The organism is Ruegeria sp. D7 (assembly GCF_056534355.1).
Window position 1 is genome coordinate 332,062 of record NZ_JBQFPG010000003.1, and the last position, 22,868, is coordinate 354,929.

22 protein-coding genes and 2 pseudogenes are annotated in these 22,868 nt (G+C 55.8%); 1 reads left to right on the forward strand and 23 read right to left on the reverse strand.

Annotation, left to right across the window (positions count from 1 at the left end; all coding sequences use genetic code 11):
• Positions 1 to 9: 9 nt before the first annotated feature.
• From rpsC to rpsL, 20 genes and pseudogenes are all read right to left on the reverse strand, one after another.
• Positions 10 to 720, reverse strand: coding sequence for a 30S ribosomal protein S3 (rpsC, locus tag ACRZ9U_RS06700; RefSeq protein WP_008758042.1), 711 nt, complete (start codon positions 718 to 720; stop codon positions 10 to 12).
• Positions 720 to 1,100: a 50S ribosomal protein L22 gene (gene rplV, locus ACRZ9U_RS06705; protein ID WP_039538267.1), complete on the reverse strand. Its 381-nt coding sequence runs from the start codon at positions 1,098 to 1,100 to the stop codon at positions 720 to 722. Before rplV ends, rpsC begins: the two co-directional genes overlap by 1 nt.
• 3 nt (positions 1,101 to 1,103) lie before the next feature.
• A complete protein-coding gene (rpsS, locus tag ACRZ9U_RS06710; protein ID WP_010437056.1) occupies positions 1,104 to 1,382 on the reverse strand; it encodes a 30S ribosomal protein S19 in 279 nt (92 codons plus the stop codon).
• 3 nt (positions 1,383 to 1,385) lie between these two features.
• Positions 1,386 to 2,228, reverse strand: coding sequence for a 50S ribosomal protein L2 (gene rplB / locus ACRZ9U_RS06715; RefSeq protein ID WP_008757664.1), 843 nt, complete (start codon positions 2,226 to 2,228; stop codon positions 1,386 to 1,388).
• Positions 2,229 to 2,464: 236 nt separating this feature from the next.
• On the reverse strand, positions 2,465 to 3,013 hold the full coding sequence (locus ACRZ9U_RS06720; RefSeq protein WP_170402810.1) for a hypothetical protein: 549 nt from the start codon (positions 3,011 to 3,013) through the stop codon (positions 2,465 to 2,467).
• Positions 3,013 to 3,918 (reverse strand): hypothetical protein, encoded by a 906-nt coding sequence (locus tag ACRZ9U_RS06725; protein ID WP_170737463.1) that lies wholly within the window; start codon positions 3,916 to 3,918, stop codon positions 3,013 to 3,015. Before ACRZ9U_RS06725 ends, ACRZ9U_RS06720 begins: the two co-directional genes overlap by 1 nt.
• Positions 3,919 to 4,083: 165 nt before the next feature.
• A pseudogene (locus tag ACRZ9U_RS06730) lies at positions 4,084 to 4,161 on the reverse strand (50S ribosomal protein L23); the annotation flags it as partial.
• Positions 4,162 to 4,184: 23 nt separating this feature from the next.
• Complete coding sequence (locus tag ACRZ9U_RS06735) at positions 4,185 to 5,219, reverse strand: fatty acid desaturase (protein WP_170402816.1); 1,035 nt, start codon at positions 5,217 to 5,219, stop codon at positions 4,185 to 4,187.
• A 251-nt stretch (positions 5,220 to 5,470) separates the two neighbouring features.
• Positions 5,471 to 6,103, reverse strand: coding sequence for a hypothetical protein (locus tag ACRZ9U_RS06740; RefSeq protein WP_480901477.1), 633 nt, complete (start codon positions 6,101 to 6,103; stop codon positions 5,471 to 5,473).
• Complete coding sequence (locus ACRZ9U_RS06745) at positions 6,100 to 6,396, reverse strand: 50S ribosomal protein L23 (RefSeq protein WP_008757532.1); 297 nt, start codon at positions 6,394 to 6,396, stop codon at positions 6,100 to 6,102. The genes ACRZ9U_RS06740 and ACRZ9U_RS06745 overlap by 4 nt, the downstream gene beginning before the upstream one ends.
• Positions 6,393 to 7,010 (reverse strand): 50S ribosomal protein L4, encoded by a 618-nt coding sequence (rplD, locus tag ACRZ9U_RS06750; protein ID WP_010437039.1) that lies wholly within the window; start codon positions 7,008 to 7,010, stop codon positions 6,393 to 6,395. Before rplD ends, ACRZ9U_RS06745 begins: the two co-directional genes overlap by 4 nt.
• Entirely contained in the window at positions 7,007 to 7,732 is a 726-nt protein-coding gene (gene rplC, locus ACRZ9U_RS06755) for a 50S ribosomal protein L3 (protein ID WP_039538255.1), read from the reverse strand. The genes rplD and rplC overlap by 4 nt, the downstream gene beginning before the upstream one ends.
• An 18-nt stretch (positions 7,733 to 7,750) precedes the next feature.
• Positions 7,751 to 8,065 (reverse strand): 30S ribosomal protein S10, encoded by a 315-nt coding sequence (rpsJ, locus tag ACRZ9U_RS06760; protein ID WP_008756422.1) that lies wholly within the window; start codon positions 8,063 to 8,065, stop codon positions 7,751 to 7,753.
• A gap of 151 nt (positions 8,066 to 8,216) precedes the next feature.
• On the reverse strand, positions 8,217 to 8,696 hold the full coding sequence (locus ACRZ9U_RS06765) for a hypothetical protein (protein ID WP_170402823.1): 480 nt from the start codon (positions 8,694 to 8,696) through the stop codon (positions 8,217 to 8,219).
• Between the two features lie 147 nt (positions 8,697 to 8,843).
• A pseudogene (locus ACRZ9U_RS06770) lies at positions 8,844 to 8,957 on the reverse strand (EF-Tu C-terminal domain-related protein); the annotation flags it as partial.
• Between the two features lie 49 nt (positions 8,958 to 9,006).
• On the reverse strand, positions 9,007 to 10,719 hold the full coding sequence (locus ACRZ9U_RS06775; protein ID WP_480886685.1) for an amidohydrolase: 1,713 nt from the start codon (positions 10,717 to 10,719) through the stop codon (positions 9,007 to 9,009).
• A gap of 238 nt (positions 10,720 to 10,957) precedes the next feature.
• Entirely contained in the window at positions 10,958 to 12,133 is a 1,176-nt protein-coding gene (gene tuf / locus ACRZ9U_RS06780; RefSeq protein ID WP_010441214.1) for an elongation factor Tu, read from the reverse strand.
• A 60-nt stretch (positions 12,134 to 12,193) separates the two neighbouring features.
• Complete coding sequence (fusA, locus tag ACRZ9U_RS06785) at positions 12,194 to 14,311, reverse strand: elongation factor G (protein WP_170328783.1); 2,118 nt, start codon at positions 14,309 to 14,311, stop codon at positions 12,194 to 12,196.
• A gap of 18 nt (positions 14,312 to 14,329) precedes the next feature.
• Positions 14,330 to 14,800: a 30S ribosomal protein S7 gene (gene rpsG, locus ACRZ9U_RS06790; protein WP_010441203.1), complete on the reverse strand. Its 471-nt coding sequence runs from the start codon at positions 14,798 to 14,800 to the stop codon at positions 14,330 to 14,332.
• A gap of 15 nt (positions 14,801 to 14,815) precedes the next feature.
• Positions 14,816 to 15,187, reverse strand: coding sequence for a 30S ribosomal protein S12 (rpsL, locus tag ACRZ9U_RS06795; protein WP_005621086.1), 372 nt, complete (start codon positions 15,185 to 15,187; stop codon positions 14,816 to 14,818).
• Between the two features lie 359 nt (positions 15,188 to 15,546).
• On the opposite strand from rpsL, the gene ACRZ9U_RS06800 reads away from it, so the two are divergent.
• A complete protein-coding gene (locus ACRZ9U_RS06800) occupies positions 15,547 to 16,401 on the forward strand; it encodes a glycosyltransferase (protein ID WP_480901480.1) in 855 nt (284 codons plus the stop codon).
• Here the strand turns inward: ACRZ9U_RS06800 and ACRZ9U_RS06805 are convergent.
• From ACRZ9U_RS06805 to rpoC, 3 genes are all read right to left on the reverse strand, one after another.
• On the reverse strand, positions 16,386 to 17,255 hold the full coding sequence (locus ACRZ9U_RS06805; protein ID WP_170406483.1) for a DMT family transporter: 870 nt from the start codon (positions 17,253 to 17,255) through the stop codon (positions 16,386 to 16,388). The genes ACRZ9U_RS06800 and ACRZ9U_RS06805 overlap by 16 nt on opposite strands.
• Positions 17,256 to 17,384: 129 nt before the next feature.
• Complete coding sequence (locus ACRZ9U_RS06810; RefSeq protein WP_170406486.1) at positions 17,385 to 18,458, reverse strand: pyridoxal-phosphate dependent enzyme; 1,074 nt, start codon at positions 18,456 to 18,458, stop codon at positions 17,385 to 17,387.
• A 141-nt stretch (positions 18,459 to 18,599) separates the two neighbouring features.
• Positions 18,600 to 22,841, reverse strand: coding sequence for a DNA-directed RNA polymerase subunit beta' (rpoC, locus tag ACRZ9U_RS06815; protein WP_170406489.1), 4,242 nt, complete (start codon positions 22,839 to 22,841; stop codon positions 18,600 to 18,602).
• Positions 22,842 to 22,868: the final 27 nt, after the last annotated feature.

The window sequence follows — 22,868 nt, forward strand, 5'->3', positions numbered from 1 at the left end:
TTTCCCTCCTTAGCGACGACCGCCACCAGCACCACGAGGTGCAGGGCCGTCCTGGAGTTCCTGTGCTTTACGGTCACGTGCCTGCGGATCGTGCTCCATGATCTCACCTTTGAAGATCCAGACCTTGATCCCGATGATCCCGTAGGGAGTCATCGCTTCGGCATGTGCGTAATCGATGTCGGCACGCAGGGTGTGCAGAGGCACGCGGCCTTCGCGGTACCACTCGGTCCGAGCGATTTCGGCGCCGCCCAGACGACCAGCGACGTTCACCCGGATACCCAGGGCGCCCATGCGCATGGCGTTTTGAACCGACCGCTTCATCGCGCGGCGGAACGAGACGCGGCGCTCCAGCTGCTGAGCGATGGACTCAGCAACCAGCTGCGCGTCAAGCTCGGGCTTGCGCACTTCGACGATGTTCAGGTGCAATTCGCTGTCGGTCATGCGAGCAAGCTTTTTGCGCAGAACTTCAATGTCTGCACCTTTCTTGCCGATAATGACACCGGGACGTGCAGTGTGGATCGTAACGCGGCACTTCTTGTGCGGACGTTCGATGATCACACGGGCAACACCGGCCTGCTTGCACTCTTTGTTGATGAACTCACGGATTTTGAGGTCTTCCAGCAGAAGATCACCGTAGTCCTTGGTGTCGGCGTACCAGCGGCTGTCCCAGGTACGGTTGACCTGAAGGCGCATGCCGATCGGATTGACTTTATGTCCCATTAGGCTTGCTCCTCAACTTGACGCACCTTGATGGTGATCTCCGAGAACGGCTTCATGATCTTGCCGAAACGGCCACGGGCACGCGGACGACCGCGCTTCATGACCAGGTTCTTGCCAACCCAGGCTTCGGCGACGATCAGTTCGTCGACATCCAGGTTGTGGTTGTTCTCGGCGTTGGCGATTGCAGACTGCAGGCACTTCTTGACGTCCTGCGCGACACGCTTGTTCGAGAAAGTCAGGTCGGTCAGAGCCTTCTCAACTTTCTTGCCGCGGATCATCTGCGCAACCAGGTTCAGTTTCTGCGGGCTAGTACGGAGCATGCGCGTTTTCGCCATTGCTTCGTTTTCAGCCACGCGGCGGGGGTTCTTTTCCTTGCCCATGACTTACTTCCGCTTCGCTTTTTTGTCAGCGGCGTGACCGTAATAGGTACGAGTCGGCGAGTATTCACCGAACTTCTGACCGATCATGTCTTCCGAGACGTTGACGGGGATATGCTTATGGCCGTTGTACACACCAAAGGTCAGACCCACGAACTGGGGCAGAATGGTGGAACGACGCGACCAAATCTTGATGACTTCGTTGCGGCCCGACTCGCGCGCTGCTTCGGCTTTTTTCAGCACGTAAGCATCGACGAAAGGACCCTTCCAAACAGAGCGAGACATAGATTAACGTCCCTTCTTCTTGGCGTGCCGCGAGCGGATGATCAGCTTCTGGGACGCTTTGTTCTTGTTGCGGGTACGCTTACCCTTGGTGTCCTTACCCCACGGGGTAACCGGCGTACGGCCACCCGAGGTACGACCTTCACCACCACCGTGCGGGTGGTCGATCGGGTTCATTGCAACACCACGAACCGACGGGCGAACGCCCTTGTGGCGCATACGACCGGCTTTACCGAGGTTTTGGTTGCTGTTGTCGGGGTTGGACACGGCACCAACGGTGGCCATGCATTCCTGACGGACCATGCGCAGCTCGCCCGAGCTCAGACGGATCTGAGCGTAGCCGCCATCGCGACCAACGAACTGAGCGTATGTACCGGCCGCACGTGCGATCTGACCGCCTTTACCAGGCTTCATCTCGATGTTGTGGACGATGGTACCGATGGGCATGCCCGAGAACGGCATTGCGTTGCCCGGCTTGATGTCGGCCTTGGCGGATGCCACGACTTTGTCACCAACAGCCAGACGCTGCGGAGCCAGGATATATGCCTGCTCGCCGTCTTCGTATTTTACCAGTGCGATGAATGCGGTCCGGTTCGGGTCATATTCGATCCGCTCGACGGTTGCCGCGACATCAAATTTGTTCCGTTTGAAGTCAACGATCCGGTAGAGACGCTTTGCGCCACCGCCGCGGCGGCGTGAAGTGATCCGTCCGGTGTTGTTCCGGCCGCCCGATTTGGTCAAACCCTCAGTGAGAGACTTGACCGGACGTCCTTTCCAAAGCTCCGAACGGTCGATCAGCACCAGCCCGCGCTGGCCCGGCGTCGTCGGCTTGTACGACTTGAGTGCCATGCTTTCTGTCTTCCGTTTAGCAAGTGCAGGGAGTTTCCCCACTATGTGATAGGCCCCCGTAGGTGCCAAGGGTATAGGGCCCCGAAGGTCCCCGGTTACAAATATCAGAGGCCCCGGAACGAATCCGAGGCCGCAAGATTGGGAGCGTGTAACAGGGTTGGGGGTGGGTGTCTATAGGTAGCGACTCATCTTTCACCAGAAATCAAAGCCTACTCGTAAAACGATTAATACGTCTTTCAGTCGTGGGTTCCTTCAAAACGCAGTGGCTTGGAATACTCCGAGTCAAAAACCTCATGGGCACGCTTGAGGACCATCGCCACTGTCAAAAGAAAATGTGAGTAGATTCCAATTAATAATCCGGCTTCCACGCTGCATGGAACTGGCGCAGCAAAGAAAACTAAGAATGTCGTAACGGCCACGCATGAAAGCAATATCAAATAGGAAACGTTCGCGTTGACCTCTCTCAGCAACTCACGCGCATTCTGAGCCTCCACCTGCGCATCAGCCTCTAAGATCGCATCGCCAGTCGCTTTTCTATCTGCGCGAAAAACACCGTACATCGCAACTTGAGCACTAAACAAAAGCGCCGAGAAAATAGAGAAAACGGAGATCGAGACGCTATATACTTCATCAGACAAACGCGCGCCGAAATACCATGCGATCAAACCAAGTAACGCGGGAATGGCAAAGAAGATCGTTAAATCAAGCTTGCTAACTTCGTTAGCACCGACATTACGCAGCGTTGCAATATGAGCATTGACGATGGCTCCAACCGAAATCTTCATTACAACATCCCATATTCTGCGCGAAAGTCAGTAATGACATTTGTCGCGACTTCCGAAATAGAGTCGAAAGAAGGATGCTGATCCTCATCCAAATCAACGTCTTCGGTGATGTCGATGACACCTGCGTTGTTTGAAGGACCAACAATACCAACTTTTCGATAGGTTTTTCCGATGCTGATCAGAGCGCTTGCTTCCTCAAACTCGATACCCTCAAACAAAAACGCCGTACCCCCTTGAGCCGCGCGAATTTGTGGGGCTACATCGGAGTACGTTCCGAACAATCCTGACCTGCCCGCAGAGAACGAAAGCTCAACATTGAGTTCTTCTGGAGGCAAGTTTCTCAAAATCTCAGCCCTGTCTTTTGGCACCCTCTTTTTCGATAATATAAGCTTCTTGACTGGAGAGTTTCGATACGCGTCATCGGAGGTCGGCATTACCTTTCTCGTTGTCAACCTAAGATGCTCAAATCTGTCGCTGAAATCCTTAGTTAGATCACCCAATACCTGAGACACACATGAACGCTCTCGAAAGGACTGGAGCGCTGCAAATCCATAGTTTCCAAAATCAGGAACCCAGAACTGATAATATAGCGGAATCTCTTCAACGTCCCCGGCAGTTCGGTCGTAGAGAACTTCGCTATTCGCAGGATTAACTATCTTGGAGCTAAATCCATAGGTGCCGTAATGAACAAGTCCATGACGACTACGCCCTTGATCTTCTTCCGGTTCCAAGCGCCAGCTTCTCTCAATGTTGTTATTTTGGAGGGTTGTGAACTTAGAAGCAACAAACTGCGGAAGAAATTCATGCAACTCCGATCCAGTCCCAGCATCAGAAAACGGAACCGACTGGTAGTTGTCTTTTCGACTAAGCATCAATTGATAAACATAAAGACCAATTTTGCTCATAGGGCCCTCTCAACAAATTTAATATCAAGACTTGATAACTCTTAGGTCGAGATACGCAATACTTCCTCAACCTAAAGGAAAATTCGTCACACCCATTCTGCCCGTAGTTAACAAAAAACCCCCGCTTTCGCGGGGGCTTCTATCTCTCTCCAAAGACAGGTCCGATCAAAGACCAGTGGATACGTCGATGGTGTTAACCTCTTCCAGGGTCACATATGCTTTTTTGACGTCTATCCGACGGCCCTACTGGCTGCAGAACCTGCCTCTCACCCATAAAGCGCGCGCGCCTCGGCGAAGGATAACAGGCGACGACTTTGCTCATCCCACAGATGCAGCCGCGCATTGGCGAGGCTCTCGCGGATGGTCATCTGATTGCTGTTGGCCAGTTCGTCGTGATCCCGCAGCACCTCGGTCAGGCGGTAGAACGGAATGCGGCTGTACAGATGGTGCACGTGGTGGATGCCGATATTGGCGCTGAACCACTGCAACACGGACGGCAGAATATAGTGCGAGCTACCGTGAAGGGCCGCCTCATGCAGTTGCCAATCGTCGTCCGAATCCCAATGCGTTTCTTCGAATTGGTGCTGTACATAAAACAGCCATACTCCGGCAGTTGCCGCAATCAGGGTTGATGGCAGAAAGATCAGCAAGACCGGCATTATGCCGCCAAAGTAGTAGACGGCCAGAAGAGCGGCCAGGATGGCAACATTGGTGCCCATCGCGCTGACCCAGAACCTCACACTGCCCGTCAAACCCAGCGGGAGGCGGTTCTGGAACAGGAACAAATAACCGGGGCCAAGCACGAACAGAGTAATGGGATTTCGGTAAACGCGATACCAGAACCGGTTCATGGGAGACTTGGATTGGTACTCAGCCACTGTCAGCGTGTGGATATCCCCCATTCCCCGCTTGTCCAAGTTACCCGAACTGTTGTGATGGTAAGAATGAGTGCGGCGCCAGACATCATAGGGTGTTAGGGTCAGCACCCCGATCACCCGTCCAACCCAGTCGCTGACTGTCCGGTTCTTGAAGAACGCCCCGTGCCCGCAATCGTGTTGGATCGCAAACAGGCGCAGCAGGAAGGCCGCATTCAGGACCGCAATGGCAAATGCCAGCCAGTAGCTGATGGATAATGCCATCCAGGACAGCGCCCAAAGCACAAAGAATGGGATAATGCTGACACCCAGCTCAAAGGAACTGCGCCATTGATTAGGTTCGCGGTATTTGGCAAGCGTCGAAACCCAATCCCGCGCGGCAGTTCTATCCGGGTTTTCCCGGGTCGAGAGAGAGGTTTCGGTCATGCGCCTGCCATGTCTTTTGCTTGTTGGAAGCCGGATAGACTACCCGCGCGACATAGCAAGCGAATTGTGCAAAATATGAGAGTTTAGTGCTCAAAATTTTGTGTCGCCGCGTAAGAACAACCCCCATGAGCACGCCACTTACCTCTCCCCAAAGACGCGTCCAATCACGGACCGCCGGATATATCGATGTGTGGCCTCTCTTCCAGGGTTGCACGTGCTTCTGACGCGTTTCTGATGAGTCAACGAAACTCTTAGCCCAACGACCGCCTTCTGCAGAGCGGCTCAGACTCTACCGCGATACGTTGCTTGAGTTGGATATGACCCAAAACCTTGCGAAATGCGCGGTGCTTGGGTTTGCCTTCCAGATAATCCGCCAGTTTGAGCAGGTTGATCGGGTGCTTCGTAATTAACGTCTCGATCCGCTGCACCGCTTCGTCCAGCACGTAGTGATCCACATACTGGCAGGCCACCTGTGTAGGCGTCAGGAGACAGTAATCCTGCGGGCGTTTCTCAGTATAGCGCGTGATGTCGAAGGGCGACGCACCGAGGGCGTGGAACTTGGGGATGTGCACACGCATCTCGGCCTCGACGTGTTCCAACACCGTACCCGAGGTCTGGCGAAACCCCAGCGGACCAAGCTTATCGACCACATGATTGCGCATCGCCGGAGAGATCATGTCCACATCCGCCCGGTCGTATTTCAGATCGTCGAAAACCGACAAAAGCCCCAGCTTTTCATCGGCGATCTGAAAATAGGGCTCGGCGCTGAAGGCCCGCATCTTCTCCAACACCTGCGCACGCGCAGTTTCAGGGTCTAAAGCGAAATCGGCCCCGACGGGTTGAACCGCCGGGGCCGTGAATAGTCGCAGTAAGCGTCGGATCAAAGACCGGTGCTCACGTCGATTGTGTTACCCTCTTCCAGGGTCACATATGCTTTTTTGACGTCTTTCCGACGGCCCAGCTGGCCGCGGAACCGCTTGACCTTGCCTTTGGTCACGGTGGTGTTCACCGCTTTGACCTTCACACCAAACAGAGCCTCAACGGCCTCTTTGATCTGCGGCTTGTTGCTATCGATCGCCACTTCAAAGACAACTGCGCCGTTTTCGGACGCCATGGTCGACTTTTCAGTGATGATCGGCTTGCGGATCACGTCGTAGTGTTCTGCCTTCGCGCTCATTTCAGACGAGCCTCCAGTGCTTCGACAGCCGCTTTGGTGAGCACCAGGGTGTCACGCTTGAGGATGTCATAGACGTTTGCGCCCATCGACGGCAGGATATCCAGACCTTCGATGTTCTTGGACGCTTTCAGGAACCCTTCGTTCACGGTCGCGCCGTCGATGACCAGAGCACGTTTCCAGCCCAGGTTTGCAACCTGTTTGGCCAGAGCGGCGGTCTTGCCTTCGGCTTCGGCGTTCTCGATCACGACCAGTTCACCTGCCTTGGCTTTGGCCGACAGAGCGTGGCGCAGGCCAAGCTTGCGGAACTTCTTTGGCAGGTCATGACCATGCGAACGCACGACGGGGCCTTTGTAGATACCACCACCACGGAAGATCGGCGCATTACGGTCACCATGGCGTGCACCACCGGTGCCCTTCTGGCGATAGATCTTCTTGGTCGAATAGCTGGTTTCCGAGCGGGTCTTGACCTTGTGGGTGCCGGCCTGCGCATTGTTGCGCTGCCAACGGACCACACGGTGCAGGATGTCCGCGCGCGGCTCGAGACCGAACAGGTCTGCATCCAGCTCGATGTTGCCGGCTTTGCCGCCGTCCAGTTTGATTACATCAAGTTTCATGCTTCACCACCTTCCGCGGGAGCTTCTTCCGCAGGTGCTTCAGTTGCAGCACCTTTTACGGCTGCCGGGAAAGGCAGACCTTCGGGTGCTTTCTTCTTGACGGCGTCCTTGACGGTGACCCAGCCCGATTTCGGTCCGGGAACGGCGCCTTTGATGAAGACCAGGTTCCGGTCGGCGTCGGTTTTGACAACTTCCAGGTTCTGGGTGGTAACACGGGCAGCACCCATGTGACCGGCCATCTTCTTGCCTTTGAACACCTTGCCCGGGTCCTGACACTGACCTGTCGAACCGTGCGAACGGTGGCTGATCGAAACACCGTGCGAGGCGCGCAGACCACCAAAGTTCCAACGCTTCATTGCGCCGGCAAAGCCTTTACCGATCGAGGTGCCTGAAACGTCAACTTTCTGACCTTCCAGGAAGTGTTCTGCCGAAATCTCGGCGCCCACATCGATCAGGCCATCTTCGGAGACGCGGAACTCGGCCAGCTTACGCTTGGGCTCGACCTTGGCAGCGGCATAGTGACCGCGCATGGCCTTCGAGGTGCGTTTTGCTTTGGCAGCACCGGCGCCCAGCTGAACGGCAGTGTAGCCGTCTTTGTCAGCGGTGCGCTGTGCAACGACCTGCAGGTTGTCCAGGTGGAGAACGGTCACAGGGATCTGCTTGCCGTCTTCCATGAACAGGCGGGTCATGCCAACTTTTTTTGCGATAATACCAGAGCGCATAATCTATACCCTCCGATCTTACGACTGCAGCTTGATCTCGACGTCCACACCAGCAGCGAGGTCGAGCTTCATCAGCGCGTCAACGGTCTGGGGGGTCGGATCAACGATGTCCAAGAGACGCTTGTGCGTGCGGATCTCGAACTGGTCGCGGGATTTCTTGTCAACGTGAGGGCCACGGAGAACCGTGAACTTCTCAATCTTGTTCGGCAGCGGGATCGGGCCGCGCACGTTCGCGCCGGTCCGCTTTGCAGTGTTGACGATCTCTTGCGTGCTGGCATCCAGAACGCGATAGTCAAATGCCTTCAGCCGAATACGGATGTTTTGGCTTTGCATAGATACAGCCTTTTATCAGGCGTTGAGGTTGAGAGGAGGACAGACGCGCATCGCCAACCCTCTTCGAACCCAAAAGGCGGGAATCATCCCGCCTTGATGTTCTTGATGAGAACTCGCGCGTATTAGTGGGGTTGGTGGGATTTGGCAAGGCCTATTTGATTGGACTTTCACCTGAAGTGTGCTTCTTAATCTGCTCTTCAGTGATGAGTTCTTCCGCAAGCGCACTCGCGAGACTATCAGCCACCCTCCAGCACTGAAAAAGCTCTTCATGCAACTCTTCTAAGTCAGCGACCATATCATCCCGCCCCACTTCGGACTGAATCTTAAAGTTATGACGCTCAAAAAACCCGTGAAAAAGTTTGTTTCTTGCGACCAAGCCTCGTTTGAACTGTTTGATGATTAGATCGTCTTCAAACCGCAATTCTTGTTTTAGCATTTCCAGGACTCTGCCCAACGTGCTGCATTCAATAACTTCTAGAGCCCTTGCGGCCGCATTTGGGTCCTGTTCGCTGTACCAATTGTTGTTATGTCCCTTGCTCGCCAACACAACAGTTCCGAGCGCAGTCTCGAATAGCTGTGCCGCTTCCGCAGTAATTCCGAACTTTGCATAAAGCTGATCTCTACTCGCCATACAAAAATCTATTTCAACTTCAGAAGCTGATTACAAGAAAAAGGCCGCCCCGAGGGACGGCCTTCTTGATTTCCTCACTGAGTTGCTCTCGGCAGATTTTTCCATGGAAAATCGCCTGCCGCAACCAGGTGCGACAAGCGCGCCTTTCTCGATGATTTTCGATACTACACCGGCGCCGACGGTGCCGCCGCCTTCGCGGATCGCGAAGCGCAGACCGTTTTCCATCGCGATCGGTGCCATTAGCTCAACGCCGAACGATACACATGTCCACCTCGGCTCCATTTTCGGTCTGTTTCAATCAAAACTTAACCTAATTCCTCACTAACCAAGGATCTTCTACCTTCATGCCTTGATAAACCGCGTGCAGGAAAAGATGAGCAATCACAGGGTCATTTGAAAATGGCGAGAATTGCAAATTGCCCTCTCTGACGCCCTCCTCAGCTTCATAGACAACCTCATCCCCTTTGACAGTCACCAGCACCTCAAGTTCAGCCAGAGTCTCCGGATCGACTGCCGTGGGATCATCCGACAGGATCACAAAATCCGCCACTTTGCCGACCTCAATCGAGCCCTTCTCATCTTCCTCAAAATGCTGCCATGCAGGCCAGATCGTCATTGCCTTCAATGCCGTCATGACATCGACCCTCTGATACGGCCCCAGAATGTCACCTGACCGCGTGCGACGCGTGACCGTAGCCGCAAGAACACGCATGCTATCTGGAAAGGCCACCGGCGCATCGTGATGCGTGCCGAACATCATGTCACGTTCGCGTAGCCATCCTGTAGGAGAGATATTGTCTGCATTGACCGGCCCAACAGTATGATCTCGGTGCCAATCGCCCCAATAAAACGTATGCATCGGGAATAACGACGGAAACACACCAAGGCGCTTAAAACTGGCAACCTGATCCTCTCTTAGAAACTGACCGTGCACCAGAACGGGCCGGTTGCCAGGGTCGCCATACTTGATCTGCGCCTCTTCGAGCGCAGCAATCAGCATGTCAGATGCTCCTTCGCCGTTGGAATGCACAAGGATCTGGAAATCATTCTCGTAACACCAGTTCACAGCGTCCTGGAGTTGTTCCATGGTTATGGCGGCATAACCTGCGTACCCCGCGGCATAGTTTCCAACCGGATCATAGTAGGGTCGATCCCGCAAAGCCGTGAAGCCCTGCGGCGAACCGTCAATTGTCAGCTTGCAGCCCCCTATCCGAACCCGGTTGTCATAATCCGCCGAGGTGTTTGCTCCGATATACTCCCTCGACTCGAGAACATCCGGAAACGCTACAACGTCGATAGGAAGCCCTTCTTCTGCGGCAACTTTCTTAAGAACTTCGACGATTTCACCTGAAGATCGACCTTCTTGTCCGGTCGTATATCCAAACTTTGCCCAGAGTTCGGTCCCAGCTCGGGCAAATGCTGCCAGACCTTCCTCACCCAAATTCCCCAGCATCGGCACGAGAACCGAAAAGAACGCGTACTCCTCCAGAACACCGTTTGGCTCTCCGGCCTCATCGCGTTGGATCACCCCGCCCGGAGGTGCTTCGGAAGCCGCCGTTATACCAGCCAATTCCAAAGCTTTCGAGTTTGCGACACCTATATGCCCAGACTGATGAATAATGACGACCGGCAAGTCCTCAGACACAATGTCCAACTCTTGTCGTGTTGGGTGACGGAGTTCCTTTAACTGAGCATTGTCGTAACCAAAGCCGATGATCATTTTGACCTGCTCAACGGCTTGCGCATTCTCCTCGGCCCAGTCAGTCAGTGTGGATTGCAGACTGGCGATATCAATGACATCCCCGTCCGGTGGCGCAAGAAGGTTAGCGGACAGGGCTTGCAGGCCGCCCATGACGACATGTCCGTGGCTATCAACGAAACCCGGAAGCATCGCGCGCCCTTCCAGATCATAGGTTTCGGTTTCCTCACCCTGATGCACCGACAAGTCAGATAGCGACCCGACCGCAAGAATGCGCCCGTCTTTGACTGCGACAGCTTCGGCGGACGGAGCCGTATCGTTCATCGTTACAATTGGTCCGCCCAAATAGATCCGATCCGCAATCTGTTGTGAGGACGCAGAGGTAGATGAGAAAGCAACCGCTGCGACAAGACAAACTGAACGCGCCCAAAAGTGCATCTTATGACCTCTTTCTAATTGCAATGTCTCAATACGAAAGAAGTTAGCATTACTGTTGGCTTAGGCAAAAACGAAAAAGGGCGCCCCGAGGGACGCCCTTTCTTTGTATATTCGCTTACGCGAATTACTCGATGATTTTCGAGACGACGCCGGCGCCGACGGTGCGGCCACCTTCGCGGATGGCGAAACGCAGGCCGTCTTCCATCGCGATCGGGGCGATCAGCTCGACGGTGAAGCCGACGTTGTCGCCGGGCATAACCATCTCGGTGCCAGCCGCCAGGGTCACGGTGCCGGTCACGTCAGTTGTACGGAAGTAGAACTGCGGACGGTAGTTCGCGAAGAACGGGGTATGACGACCGCCTTCTTCCTTGGTCAGGATGTAGGCTTCGGCTTCGAACTTGGTGTGCGGTGTAACCGAACCCGGCTTACACAGAACCTGGCCACGCTCAACGCCGTCACGGTCGATACCGCGCAGCAGGGCGCCGATGTTGTCGCCCGCTTCACCGCGATCCAGCAGCTTGCGGAACATTTCAACACCGGTACAGGTGGTTTTCTGAGTGTCACGGATGCCGACGATTTCGATCTCGTCGCCAACATTGATCACGCCACGCTCGACACGGCCGGTCACAACAGTACCACGGCCCGAGATCGAGAACACGTCTTCGACCGGCATCAGGAACGGCTTGTCAACTTCACGCTCAGGGGTGTCGATGTAGTCATCAACAGCCGCCATCAGTTCCTTGATCTTCTCTTCGCCGATTTCCGGGTTGTTGCCTTCCATCGCGGCCAGAGCCGAACCTGCGATGATCGGAATATCGTCGCCGGGGTATTCGTAGCTGGACAGCAGTTCGCGAACTTCCATCTCAACCAGTTCCAGCAGCTCTTCGTCGTCAACCTGGTCAACTTTGTTCATGAACACGACCATCTTCGGGATGCCAACCTGGCGGCCCAGCAGGATGTGCTCGCGGGTCTGCGGCATCGGGCCGTCAGCTGCGTTCACAACCAGGATCGCGCCGTCCATCTGAGCGGCACCGGTGATCATGTTCTTGACATAGTCGGCGTGGCCGGGGCAGTCGACATGCGCATAGTGGCGGTTGTCGGTCTCGTACTCCACGTGGGCGGTCGAGATGGTGATGCCACGTGCTTTTTCTTCAGGCGCGCCGTCAATCTGGTCATACGCTTTGAAGTCACCGAAATACTTGGTGATTGCTGCGGTCAGCGTGGTCTTGCCGTGGTCAACGTGGCCAATCGTGCCGATGTTGACGTGCGGCTTATTACGCTCAAACTTTTCCTTTGCCATGATGGCCTCCTTTTTCGGTAATGAAGGGAGCGCGTTAGCCGCGCTCCCTCAAATCTTCGCTTATGCGTATTTCGCCTGAATCTCGTCCGAGATGTTCTGCGGAACCGGATCGTAGTGATCGAACTGCATGGTGAACTGGGCACGGCCCGACGACATCGAACGCAGAGTGTTGATGTAGCCGAACATGTTGGCCAGCGGAACAAACGCGTCGATCGCGATTGCGTTTCCGCGCGGTTCCTGACCAGATACCTGGCCCCGACGCGAGGTCAGATCACCGATGATACCGCCGGTATATTCTTCCGGGGTGATCACTTCGACCTTCATGATCGGTTCCAGCAGTTTCGCGCCAGCTTTGCGCATGCCTTCACGCATACACATCCGCGATGCGATCTCGAACGCCAGAACGCTCGAGTCAACGTCGTGGAACTTACCGTCCAGCAGGGCAACCTTGAAGTCGATCACGGGGAAGCCAGCCAGCGGGCCGCTGTCCATGACCGAGTTGATACCTTTTTCAACACCGGGGATGTATTCCTTCGGAACGGCACCACCAACGATGCGGCTTTCGAACGAATAGCCTTCGCCTGCCTCGGTCGGCTGGATCTCCAGCTTGACTTCCGCGAACTGACCCGAACCACCCGACTGTTTCTTGTGGGTGTAGGTGTGCTCGACCGGCATCGAGATGGTTTCACGATAGGCCACCTGAGGTGCACCGATGTTCGCTTCAACCTTGAACTCGCGCTTCAGACGGTCAACCAGGATGTCCAGGTGAAGTTCGCCCATGCCCTTCATGATGGTCTGACCGGATTCCAGATCAGTTTCCACACGGAAGGACGGGTCTTCGGCGGCCAGACGGGCCAGACCCTGAGACATCTTCTCTTGGTCGCCCTTGGTTTTGGGCTCAACCGCGATCTCGATAACCGGATCGGGGAAGGTCATGGTTTCCAGAACCACCGGATCTTTCGCATCACACAGAGTATCACCGGTGGTGGTGTCTTTCAGACCTGCCAGCGCGATGATGTCGCCTGCAAACGCTTCTTCGATCTCTTCCCGGTTGTTCGAGTGCATCATCATCATACGACCGATGCGCTCTTTCTTACCTTTGGTCGAGTTCAGGATCGAGTCGCCCTTGTTCATGGTGCCCGAGTAAATCCGGGTGAAGGTCAGCGAGCCAACGAAGGGGTCGTTCATGATTTTGAACGCCAGACCCGAGAAGGCCATGTCGTCGTCTGCACGACGGGCGATGTCACGAACTTCTTCCTCGTCGCCGGGTTTGAAGCCCATGTAATCAACAACGTCCAGCGGGCTGGGCAGATAGTCGATCACAGCGTTGAGGAGCGGCTGAACGCCTTTGTTCTTGAACGCCGAACCACCCAGAACCGGAACGAACGCGATTTCCAGAGTACCTTTGCGCAGCAGGGCGCGCAGGGTCGGAACGTCGGGCTCATTGCCTTCCAGGTATTCCATCATCGCGTCGTCGTCCATTTCGACGGCCGCTTCGATCATCTTGCCGCGCCATTCGTCAGCCATGTCTTTCAGGCTGTCGCGGATAGGAGCTTTGATCCAGCTTGCGCCCAGATCTTCGCCCTGCCACAGCCACTCTTCCATGGTGACCAGGTCGATCAGGCCTTCCAGCTCGGACTCGGCACCGATCGGAATACCAACCGGAACAGCGCGTGCGCCGGTGCGGTCTTCGATCATGTTGACGCAGTTGAAGAAGTCAGCGCCGATCTTGTCCATTTTGTTGACGAAAACCATACGCGGAACCTTGTAGCGGTCAGCCTGACGCCACACGGTTTCGGTCTGGGGCTCAACACCGGCGTTTGCGTCCAGAACGCAGACAGCACCGTCGAGAACCGCCAGCGAACGCTCAACTTCGATGGTGAAGTCAACGTGGCCGGGGGTGTCGATGATGTTCAGGCGGTGCTTAGGAGTTTCTGCGGTCTGACCGTCCTCGGTGCGTTCCCAGAAAGTGGTGGTCGCAGCCGAAGTGATGGTGATGCCGCGTTCCTGCTCCTGCTCCATCCAGTCCATGGTGGCTGCACCATCGTGCACCTCACCGATGTTGTGGGATTTACCAGTGTAATACAGGATACGCTCCGAGCAGGTGGTCTTACCTGCGTCGATGTGCGCCATGATACCGAAGTTACGGTACAGTTCGAGCGGATATTCGCGTGCCATTGGTCTAAGCCTCTCGGATTACCAACGATAATGGCTGAAGGCTTTGTTCGCCTCGGCCATCTTGTGGGTGTCTTCGCGTTTCTTGACGGCAGTACCGCGGGACTGAACGGCGTCCAGCAGCTCGCCTGCAAGGCGCTCTTCCATGGTGTTTTCGTTGCGGCCGCGCGCAGCAGTGATCAGCCAGCGGATGGCCAGTGCTTCGCGGCGCTCAGGGCGCACTTCGACCGGAACCTGATAGGTTGCACCACCAACGCGGCGCGAGCGAACCTCGACCGACGGTTTGATGTTGTCGAGCGCTTCGTGGAACACTTCGACAGGAGCGCGCTTTACCTTGTTCTCAACGCGGTCAAACGCGTTGTAAACGATGCGCTCTGCGACCGACTTCTTGCCGTCGATCATCAGGTTGTTCATGAATTTGGTCAGTACCTTGTCGCCAAATTTGGCGTCAGGCAGGACTTCGCGTTTTTCGGCGGCGTGACGACGTGACATATCAGCCTCTCCTTCTTACTTGGGACGCTTCGCGCCGTATTTCGAACGACGTTGCTTACGATCTTTGACGCCCTGAGTATCCAGAACACCGCGCAGGATGTGGTAACGCACACCGGGAAGGTCTTTTACACGACCGCCACGGATCAGAACAACCGAGTGTTCCTGCAGGTTGTGGCTTTCACCCGGGATGTACGAGATGACCTCGAACCCGTTGGTCAAGCGCACCTTGGCAACCTTACGCATAGCCGAGTTCGGCTTCTTAGGTGTGGTGGTGTACACGCGGGTGCAGACGCCGCGTTTCTGCGGGCACTGTTCCAAGTGCATGGACTTCGAGCGTTTTACTTTGGGCTGCCGCGGTTTGCGGATCAGCTGTTGAATAGTTGGCATTCCGGTTTCTTCCCCGTTTTGCAACACACATGACATGCACGCGCGTTGCGTGCGGTTAAATTCGCTGCACTCATGCGTCCACAAGCGCAAAACCCGCGAGCGTTCCCATTCCGAGGTGAACGTCGCGGTTTGTTATCAGAGGGCGCGAACGATAAAAGTGTTCGGGCCTTGACCAGTTCATTACTGAAATCGGTTATGGGGCGGCCCCCGGTACCGAGATGTCGCGCGTATTAAGGGGAGTCGGCCCGAGTGTCAACAGCCCAGCAGGAAAGGCGTGTTGTACATAAGAGCTCCGGCCGTCTATCAGGAACTAATGGAGATTCCCACTGCGCCGACGCATTGCAGCACTCCGGCACCGGATGCATAGTGAGCATGCCCTGCAAACCATTGGATGCCCCATGCAAGTCTTTGGCCTGTGCCGATTTTCATTCCCTGCTCTGGGCGATTTCCAGATCGAACATGACACGGTCGCAGATCGGCGCGCCCATCTCTACAACCCTGCTCGTCTGGAAGAGCGGTTCCGCCTGTTCGAATCTGTGACGTTGCCCAGCTTTCGCGCGCAGACAGATGGGGACTATCAGCTTCTGGTCGTTGTTGGGGACTGTCTGCCGCGAAAGGCGCTCGACCGGCTTAAGGACCTCACCGCTGACATCAAGCAGGTACGAATTGTCCAAAGACCCGTCGAACCAAGCCATAAACACCGGCAGGTCATGAAACGAATCCTTCAGGAAGCGCGTTCAAACCCGGACCGGCCCTGTCTTCAATTTCGCCATGATGACGACGACAGCATTTCGATTGATTTCATCGAAAGACTGCGCGAGTCCGCCGATGATGTTGCCGGGCTGATTGGAAAAAATCAGGCCATAGGCCTCGATTTCAACAACGGATACCAGGCCAGCTTTGGGCCGAATGGGGTTTGGGCGGCACAAGTCTACAAATCTCTGCTTGGGGTGGGCTTGGGCATGCTTATCGCGGGCGGGTGCGACCACACGATCATAAGTTTTACCCACAACCGGATCGGGCGTTTCATGCCAGTGGTCAGTTATCCTGATCGCCCGATGTGGATCAGGACATTGAACAACTCCAACGACTCGCCGCGCGCTGAAAAGCAGAAGGCGCAGCTTGCGCCGATCACGCCCGAAATCGAGACCGATTTTGCCACGCGTTTCGCGCTAAACCCCGGTTTCGTACGTTTGCCTCACTTCTCCGCCTGACGCGACCGTTCGCGAAACAGAGTGAACATCCCTGCCCCAACTACCAATGCACCACCCAGCATTGTGATCGCGTCCGGCCAGTCACCAAACACAGCCCACCCCAGTCCCAGTGCCCAAAGCAGGCTGGAATAGCGAAATGGCGCAACAAAACCGACCTCGCCCACGCGCATCACCATGACACTGAACAGATAGCCTATCAGAACAAAGACCGCAGCGCTGGCGATCATCGCTCCAGATGCGGTCGAGACCGGCACCCATCCTTCAAACGTGGAGACGATGATCGCTGCCAATGTGATAGTGAGGGATGTCGCCAGTGTTACCACCACAGAAGGTACTTCAGCAGACATTCGGCGGGTGATCAAATCGCGAACTGTAACGGAAGCAACCGCAATCAATGCGTAAATCGCATAGATGCTGAACCCTTCAGGACCGGGCCGAACGATCAACAACATACCGACGAACCCAAGCGCAATTGCAGCAATACGTCTCCATCCAATTACTTCACCGAAGAATAAGGCAGCACCCAAAGTCACGGTCAGCGGCAACGCCTGTAGAACTGCCGTAACGTTGGCAAGCGGCATGTGCATCAGAGCCGTCAAAAAGAAGATGGTCGCCGCCAACTCTGCCAGGCAACGTAATGCGATAAGCCATTTGTCATGGAGGGGAAAATTCAGGTGGAGCGCCCCAAGATAACGGGCCATTATCAACACAAGAACTGTCGCCAAAACTCCGCGCATGGCCACAAGTTGGAACAGAGGCAGATCTTGCCCCACCACTTTCACCAACGCATCATTGACGGTAAAGGCCGCCATACTGCCCATCATCAGCAGCGCGCCTTTAACGTTAGGACTCATTTAATCAACACCCGATCTTCAATATATTGTCGTATTCACTGTTCAATTGATCACGAATTCAATTTGCGCCTGACAATCCTACAGTAATAGTTCCGACGAGCTACACAAACTGTCGACTTTTCAGTCGTTTCAATCTGTCATCTGGGCGGAAGGCGTAGATTTCGAGATCTCGATCTCATCATCCGTCATCTCCTCTTCTACGCCATCAAACAATGGCGTCGAAAGGTAACGCTCGCCCGTATCTGGCAACATTACCAACATGACGGAACCTTCCGGAGCAGTCTCCGCCAGTTTCATCGCGACCGCAAAGGTCGAGCCACCAGAAATACCGGTAAAAATCCCCTCTTCCGCGGCCAAACGGCGCGACCATGCAATACCGTCGCTACCGGGAACGGGAATCAACTCATCATAGTACGAGTTATCAATGGCCTCCTGCAGAACCCACGGAATAAAATCAGGCGTCCAGCCTTGGATCGGATGCGGCTCGAAGTTCGGATGGCTCTCGGTCGGCTGGTGTATTTCATTGCGCGTGTTCACATATCCTGACGACACAATGGCTGCGTTGGCAGGCTCTGTCAGGATGATCTTGGTCTCAGGGCGCGCTTTTCTAAGAGCCCGGGCCACGCCCGAGACGGTCCCGCCAGTGCCATAGCCCGTAACCCAATAGTCGAGATTCTGCCCATCAAAGTCACCCAAGATTTCCTGCGCGGTGGTATTTTCGTGAATATCGGCATTGGCTGCGGTTTCAAACTGGCTGGCCAGGAACCAACCGTTCTGCTCGGCCAGTTCCTTAGCTTTTGTATACATGCCGAACCCCTTTTGCGCGCGCGGTGTCAGGACAACTTTTGCCCCCAAAAACCGCATCAGCTTGCGTCGTTCGACCGAGAAGCTGTCGGCCATAGTCACAACCAAGGGATAGCCTTTGGCCGCGCAGACCATCGCCAGCCCGATACCGGTATTCCCCGAGGTCGCCTCAACTACTGTCTGACCGGGTTTTAAGCTACCGTCGCGTTCTGCCGCTTCGATGATGTTGAGGGCAAGGCGATCTTTGACAGAACTGGCCGGGTTAAACGCTTCGAATTTTACGTAAACCGTCACGTTTGAGGGGGTAATCCTGTTTATTCGTATGCTTGGCGTGTCTCCGACGGTGTCCAAAATACTGTCATACAGGCGCTTTCGCCCATGCGTTTGACGAGTTGTCATTGCGGCCCCCTCCTCTGTTGACGAAAGCATGCCACAAACCGGGTCACATTAGTAACTATCTTTGTGAGAGTTCGCCTCGGAGCGCTCACAACAAGAAAGGCCCCGCGAAATCGCGGGGCCTTTCTTAGTTATTGAGGGTGCCTATTCGCGGCTTTCCGGTGTTTCCACAAGAACGTCCAGCTCATCACCGACCATGTCGTCGTCGAAGGTCGGAGCGGCCAGAGCAGCAGCCGCTTCGGCCTCTTCCCGGCGGGCTTCGATGACCACGTTGTCACGCGATTGCGCGATGTGGCGGACGGCCTGAGTGGCCCCACCGGTACCGGCAGGGATCAGGCGACCAACGATGACGTTCTCTTTCAGGCCAACCAGCTTGTCTTTCTTGCCCTGAACCGAGGCTTCGGTCAGCACGCGGGTGGTTTCCTGGAACGACGCCGCCGAGATGAACGAACGCGTCTGCAGCGAAGCTTTGGTGATCCCCAGAAGGATCGGCTCACCCTGAGCCGGACGACCGCCACGCGAGATGGTCTTCTCGTTGGCTGCGTCGAACTCCTGCTTGTCGACATGTTCGCCTTTCAACAGGGTGGTGTCGCCTGAATCCAGGATCTCCCACTTCTGCAGCATCTGGCGCACGATGACTTCGATGTGCTTGTCATTGATCTTCACGCCCTGCAAGCGATAGACGTCCTGCACTTCGTCGATCATGTAATCCGCCAGCGCTTCGACACCCATGATGGACAGGATGTCATGCGGAGCCGGGTTACCGTCCATCAGGTATTCACCCTTCTGGATGAAGTCCCCTTCGGCGACCGGGATGTGCTTGCCCTTGGGTACCATGTATTCGATGGTCTCCATGGACTCGTCAGCCGGTTCGATGCTGATGCGGCGCTTGTTCTTGTAGTCGCGGCCAAAGCGCACGTAACCATCGGCTTCTGCGATGATCGCGTGATCTTTCGGACGACGGGCTTCGAACAGTTCGGCCACACGTGGCAGACCACCGGTGATGTCCTTGGTCTTGGCGCCTTCACGCGGGATACGCGCAACAACGTCACCGGCTTCGATGGTCTGACCATCTTCGACGGACAGGATCGCATCCACCGACATCGGATAGTGAACCGGGTTGCCCGCATCGTTGCGGACCGGCTCGCCATCTTCACCGACCAGAATGATCTCGGGCTTGAGGTCGCTGCCTTTGGGGGCCGCACGCCAGTCGATCACGATCTTCTGGGTCATGCCGGTTGCATCGTCGGTCTCATCCCGGACCGCAAGGCCCGAAACAAGGTCGACATATTTCGCGGTACCGGCTTTCTCGGCGATGATCGGCAGGGTGTAGGGATCCCATTCGAACAGCTTGTCGCCACGAGCAACCTTGGTGCCGTCCTTGACGAACAGCTTGGAGCCATAGCCCAGCTTGTGGCTGGCACGCTCTTCGCCGTGTTCGTCGCTGATCACCAGCTTCATGTTCCGGCCCATAACGAGGCTTTCGCCTGCGGCATTGACCAGAATCTGCGGGTTCTCGAAGGAAACGACGCCTTCCTGGCTGGCTTCCTGGAACGACTGCTGACCACCTTGCGCAACACCGCCGATGTGGAAAGTACGCATCGTCAGCTGCGTACCGGGTTCACCAATGGACTGCGCGGCGATGATGCCGACAGCCTCACCTGTGTTCACCATGGTGCCGCGTGCAAGGTCACGACCGTAGCAGGTGGCGCAGACGCCTTCCTCGGACTCACAGGTCAGAGGCGAGCGGATGCGCATCGACGCAACACCAGCTTCGTCAATGGTGTCCGCCATGCGTTCGTCGATCAACTGACCAGCGGCCACGATCACCTCATCCGTGCCCGGACGCAGAACATCGTCAGCCGCCACACGACCCAGCACACGTTCGGCCAGCGAGGCAACAACCTCACCGTCATTCACGGCGGCTTCGGCTGTGATCGCACGCTCAGTACCACAGTCGATCTCGCGAACGATGCAGTCCTGTGCGACGTCCACCAGACGACGGGTCAGGTAACCCGAGTTCGCCGTCTTCAGAGCGGTATCCGACAGACCCTTACGGGCACCGTGGGTCGAGTTGAAGTACTCGAGAACGGTCAGACCTTCTTTAAAGTTCGAGATGATCGGCGTCTCGATGATGTCACCGTTCGGCTTGGCCATCAGGCCACGCATACCGCCCAGCTGTTTCATCTGAGTGACCGAGCCACGTGCACCGGAGTGGGCCATCATGTAGACCGAGTTCGGCTCCTGATCCGACCCGTCTTCGGCCTTGGCAACGTCCGAGATGGTGCTCATCATCGCTTCGGTGACGCGGTCGTTACACTTCGACCAGGCATCAACAACTTTGTTGTACTTTTCGCCCTGAGTGATCAGGCCGTCCATGTACTGCTGTTCAAAGTCCTTCACCTGACCGCGGGTGTCATCAACGATGCCCCACTTGTCATCCGGGATGACCATATCGTCCTTACCGAACGAGATGCCCGCCTTGAAGGCTTCTTTGAAGCCCATCGACATGATCTGGTCACAGAAGATAACCGACTCTTTCTGACCGCAGTAACGGTAGACGGTGTCGATCACCTGCTGAACTTCTTTCTTCCGCAGCAGGCGGTTGACCAGCTCGAACGGGGCTTTGTTGTTCATCGGCAGCAATGCACCCAGACGCAGACGGCCCGGAGTGGTTTCATAGCGCTTCTGAACTTCGTTGCCTTCGTCGTCGATCTGCGTGATCCGCGCGGTGATTTTCGAGTGCAGATGCACCTCACCCGCGTCCAGCGCGTGCTGAACTTCTTCGATCGAACCGAAGACCTTGCCTTCGCCCGGCATGCCTTCGCGTTCGAGGGTCACATAGTACAGACCCAAGATCATATCCTGCGACGGAACGATGATCGGCGCGCCGTTTGCCGGCGAAAGAACGTTGTTCGTCGACATCATCAGAACACGGGCTTCCAGCTGGGCCTCAAGGCTCAGCGGGACGTGAACGGCCATCTGGTCACCGTCGAAGTCGGCGTTAAAGGCCGAACAGACCAGCGGATGCAGCTGGATGGCTTTACCTTCGATGAGAACCGGCTCGAACGCCTGAATGCCAAGACGGTGCAGCGTCGGCGCACGGTTCAGCATGACAGGGTGTTCGCGGATCACCTCGTCGAGGATATCCCACACTTCGGGACGTTCTTTCTCGACCAGTTTCTTTGCCTGTTTCACGGTCGAAGACAGACCCTTGGCTTCAAGGCGCGAGTAGATGAACGGCTTGAACAGCTCCAGCGCCATCTTCTTTGGCAGACCACACTGGTGCAGTTTGAGTTCCGGACCGGTCACGATGACCGAACGGCCCGAGAAGTCGACGCGCTTACCCAGAAGGTTCTGACGGAAGCGACCCTGCTTACCTTTCAGCATGTCCGACAGCGATTTCAGCGGACGCTTGTTGGCGCCGGTGATCACGCGGCCACGACGGCCGTTGTCGAACAGAGCGTCAACGGATTCCTGCAGCATCCGCTTTTCGTTGCGGACGATGATGTCTGGTGCACGCAGCTCGATCAGACGCTTCAGACGGTTGTTCCGGTTGATGACGCGGCGATACAGATCGTTCAGATCCGAGGTCGCAAAACGGCCACCATCCAGCGGAACCAGCGGACGCAGTTCCGGCGGAATGACCGGGATTACGGTCATAACCATCCACTCGGGCCGGTTGCCGGACTCGAGGAAGGATTCAACAACCTTCAAACGCTTGATGATCTTCTTGGGCTTCAGTTCGCCGGTCGCTTCGGCCAGATCAGCGCGCAGCTGCTCGGCTTCGGCTTCCAGATCGATCTGAGCCAGCATCTCACGGATAGCTTCGGCACCAATGTTCGCGGTGAACGCGTCCATGCCATAGGCATCCTGCGCGTCCATGTACTCTTCTTCGGTCAGCATCTGGCCGTAGGTCAGGTCAGTCAGACCGGGCTCGATGACAACATAGTTTTCAAAGTACAGAACGCGTTCCAGATCGCGCAGCGTCATGTCCAGCATCAGACCGATGCGGGACGGCAGCGATTTCAGGAACCAGATATGTGCAACGGGCGCGGCCAGTTCGATGTGGCCCATACGCTCGCGGCGGACTTTCTGCAGAGTGACTTCCACACCGCATTTCTCGCAGACAACGCCGCGATACTTCATCCGCTTATATTTGCCGCACAGACATTCGTAATCTTTGATCGGGCCAAAGATACGCGCACAGAACAGACCGTCACGCTCGGGCTTGAACGTCCGGTAGTTGATGGTTTCGGGTTTCTTGATCTCACCATAGGACCAAGACAGGATCCGTTCAGGGCTGGCCAGCGAAACCTTGATCTCGTCAAAGACTTTCGGCGGTGTCAGCGGGTTGAACGGGTTGTTGGTGATTTCCTGGTTCATTTTGATACCTCAAATCTTGCGGAAGGG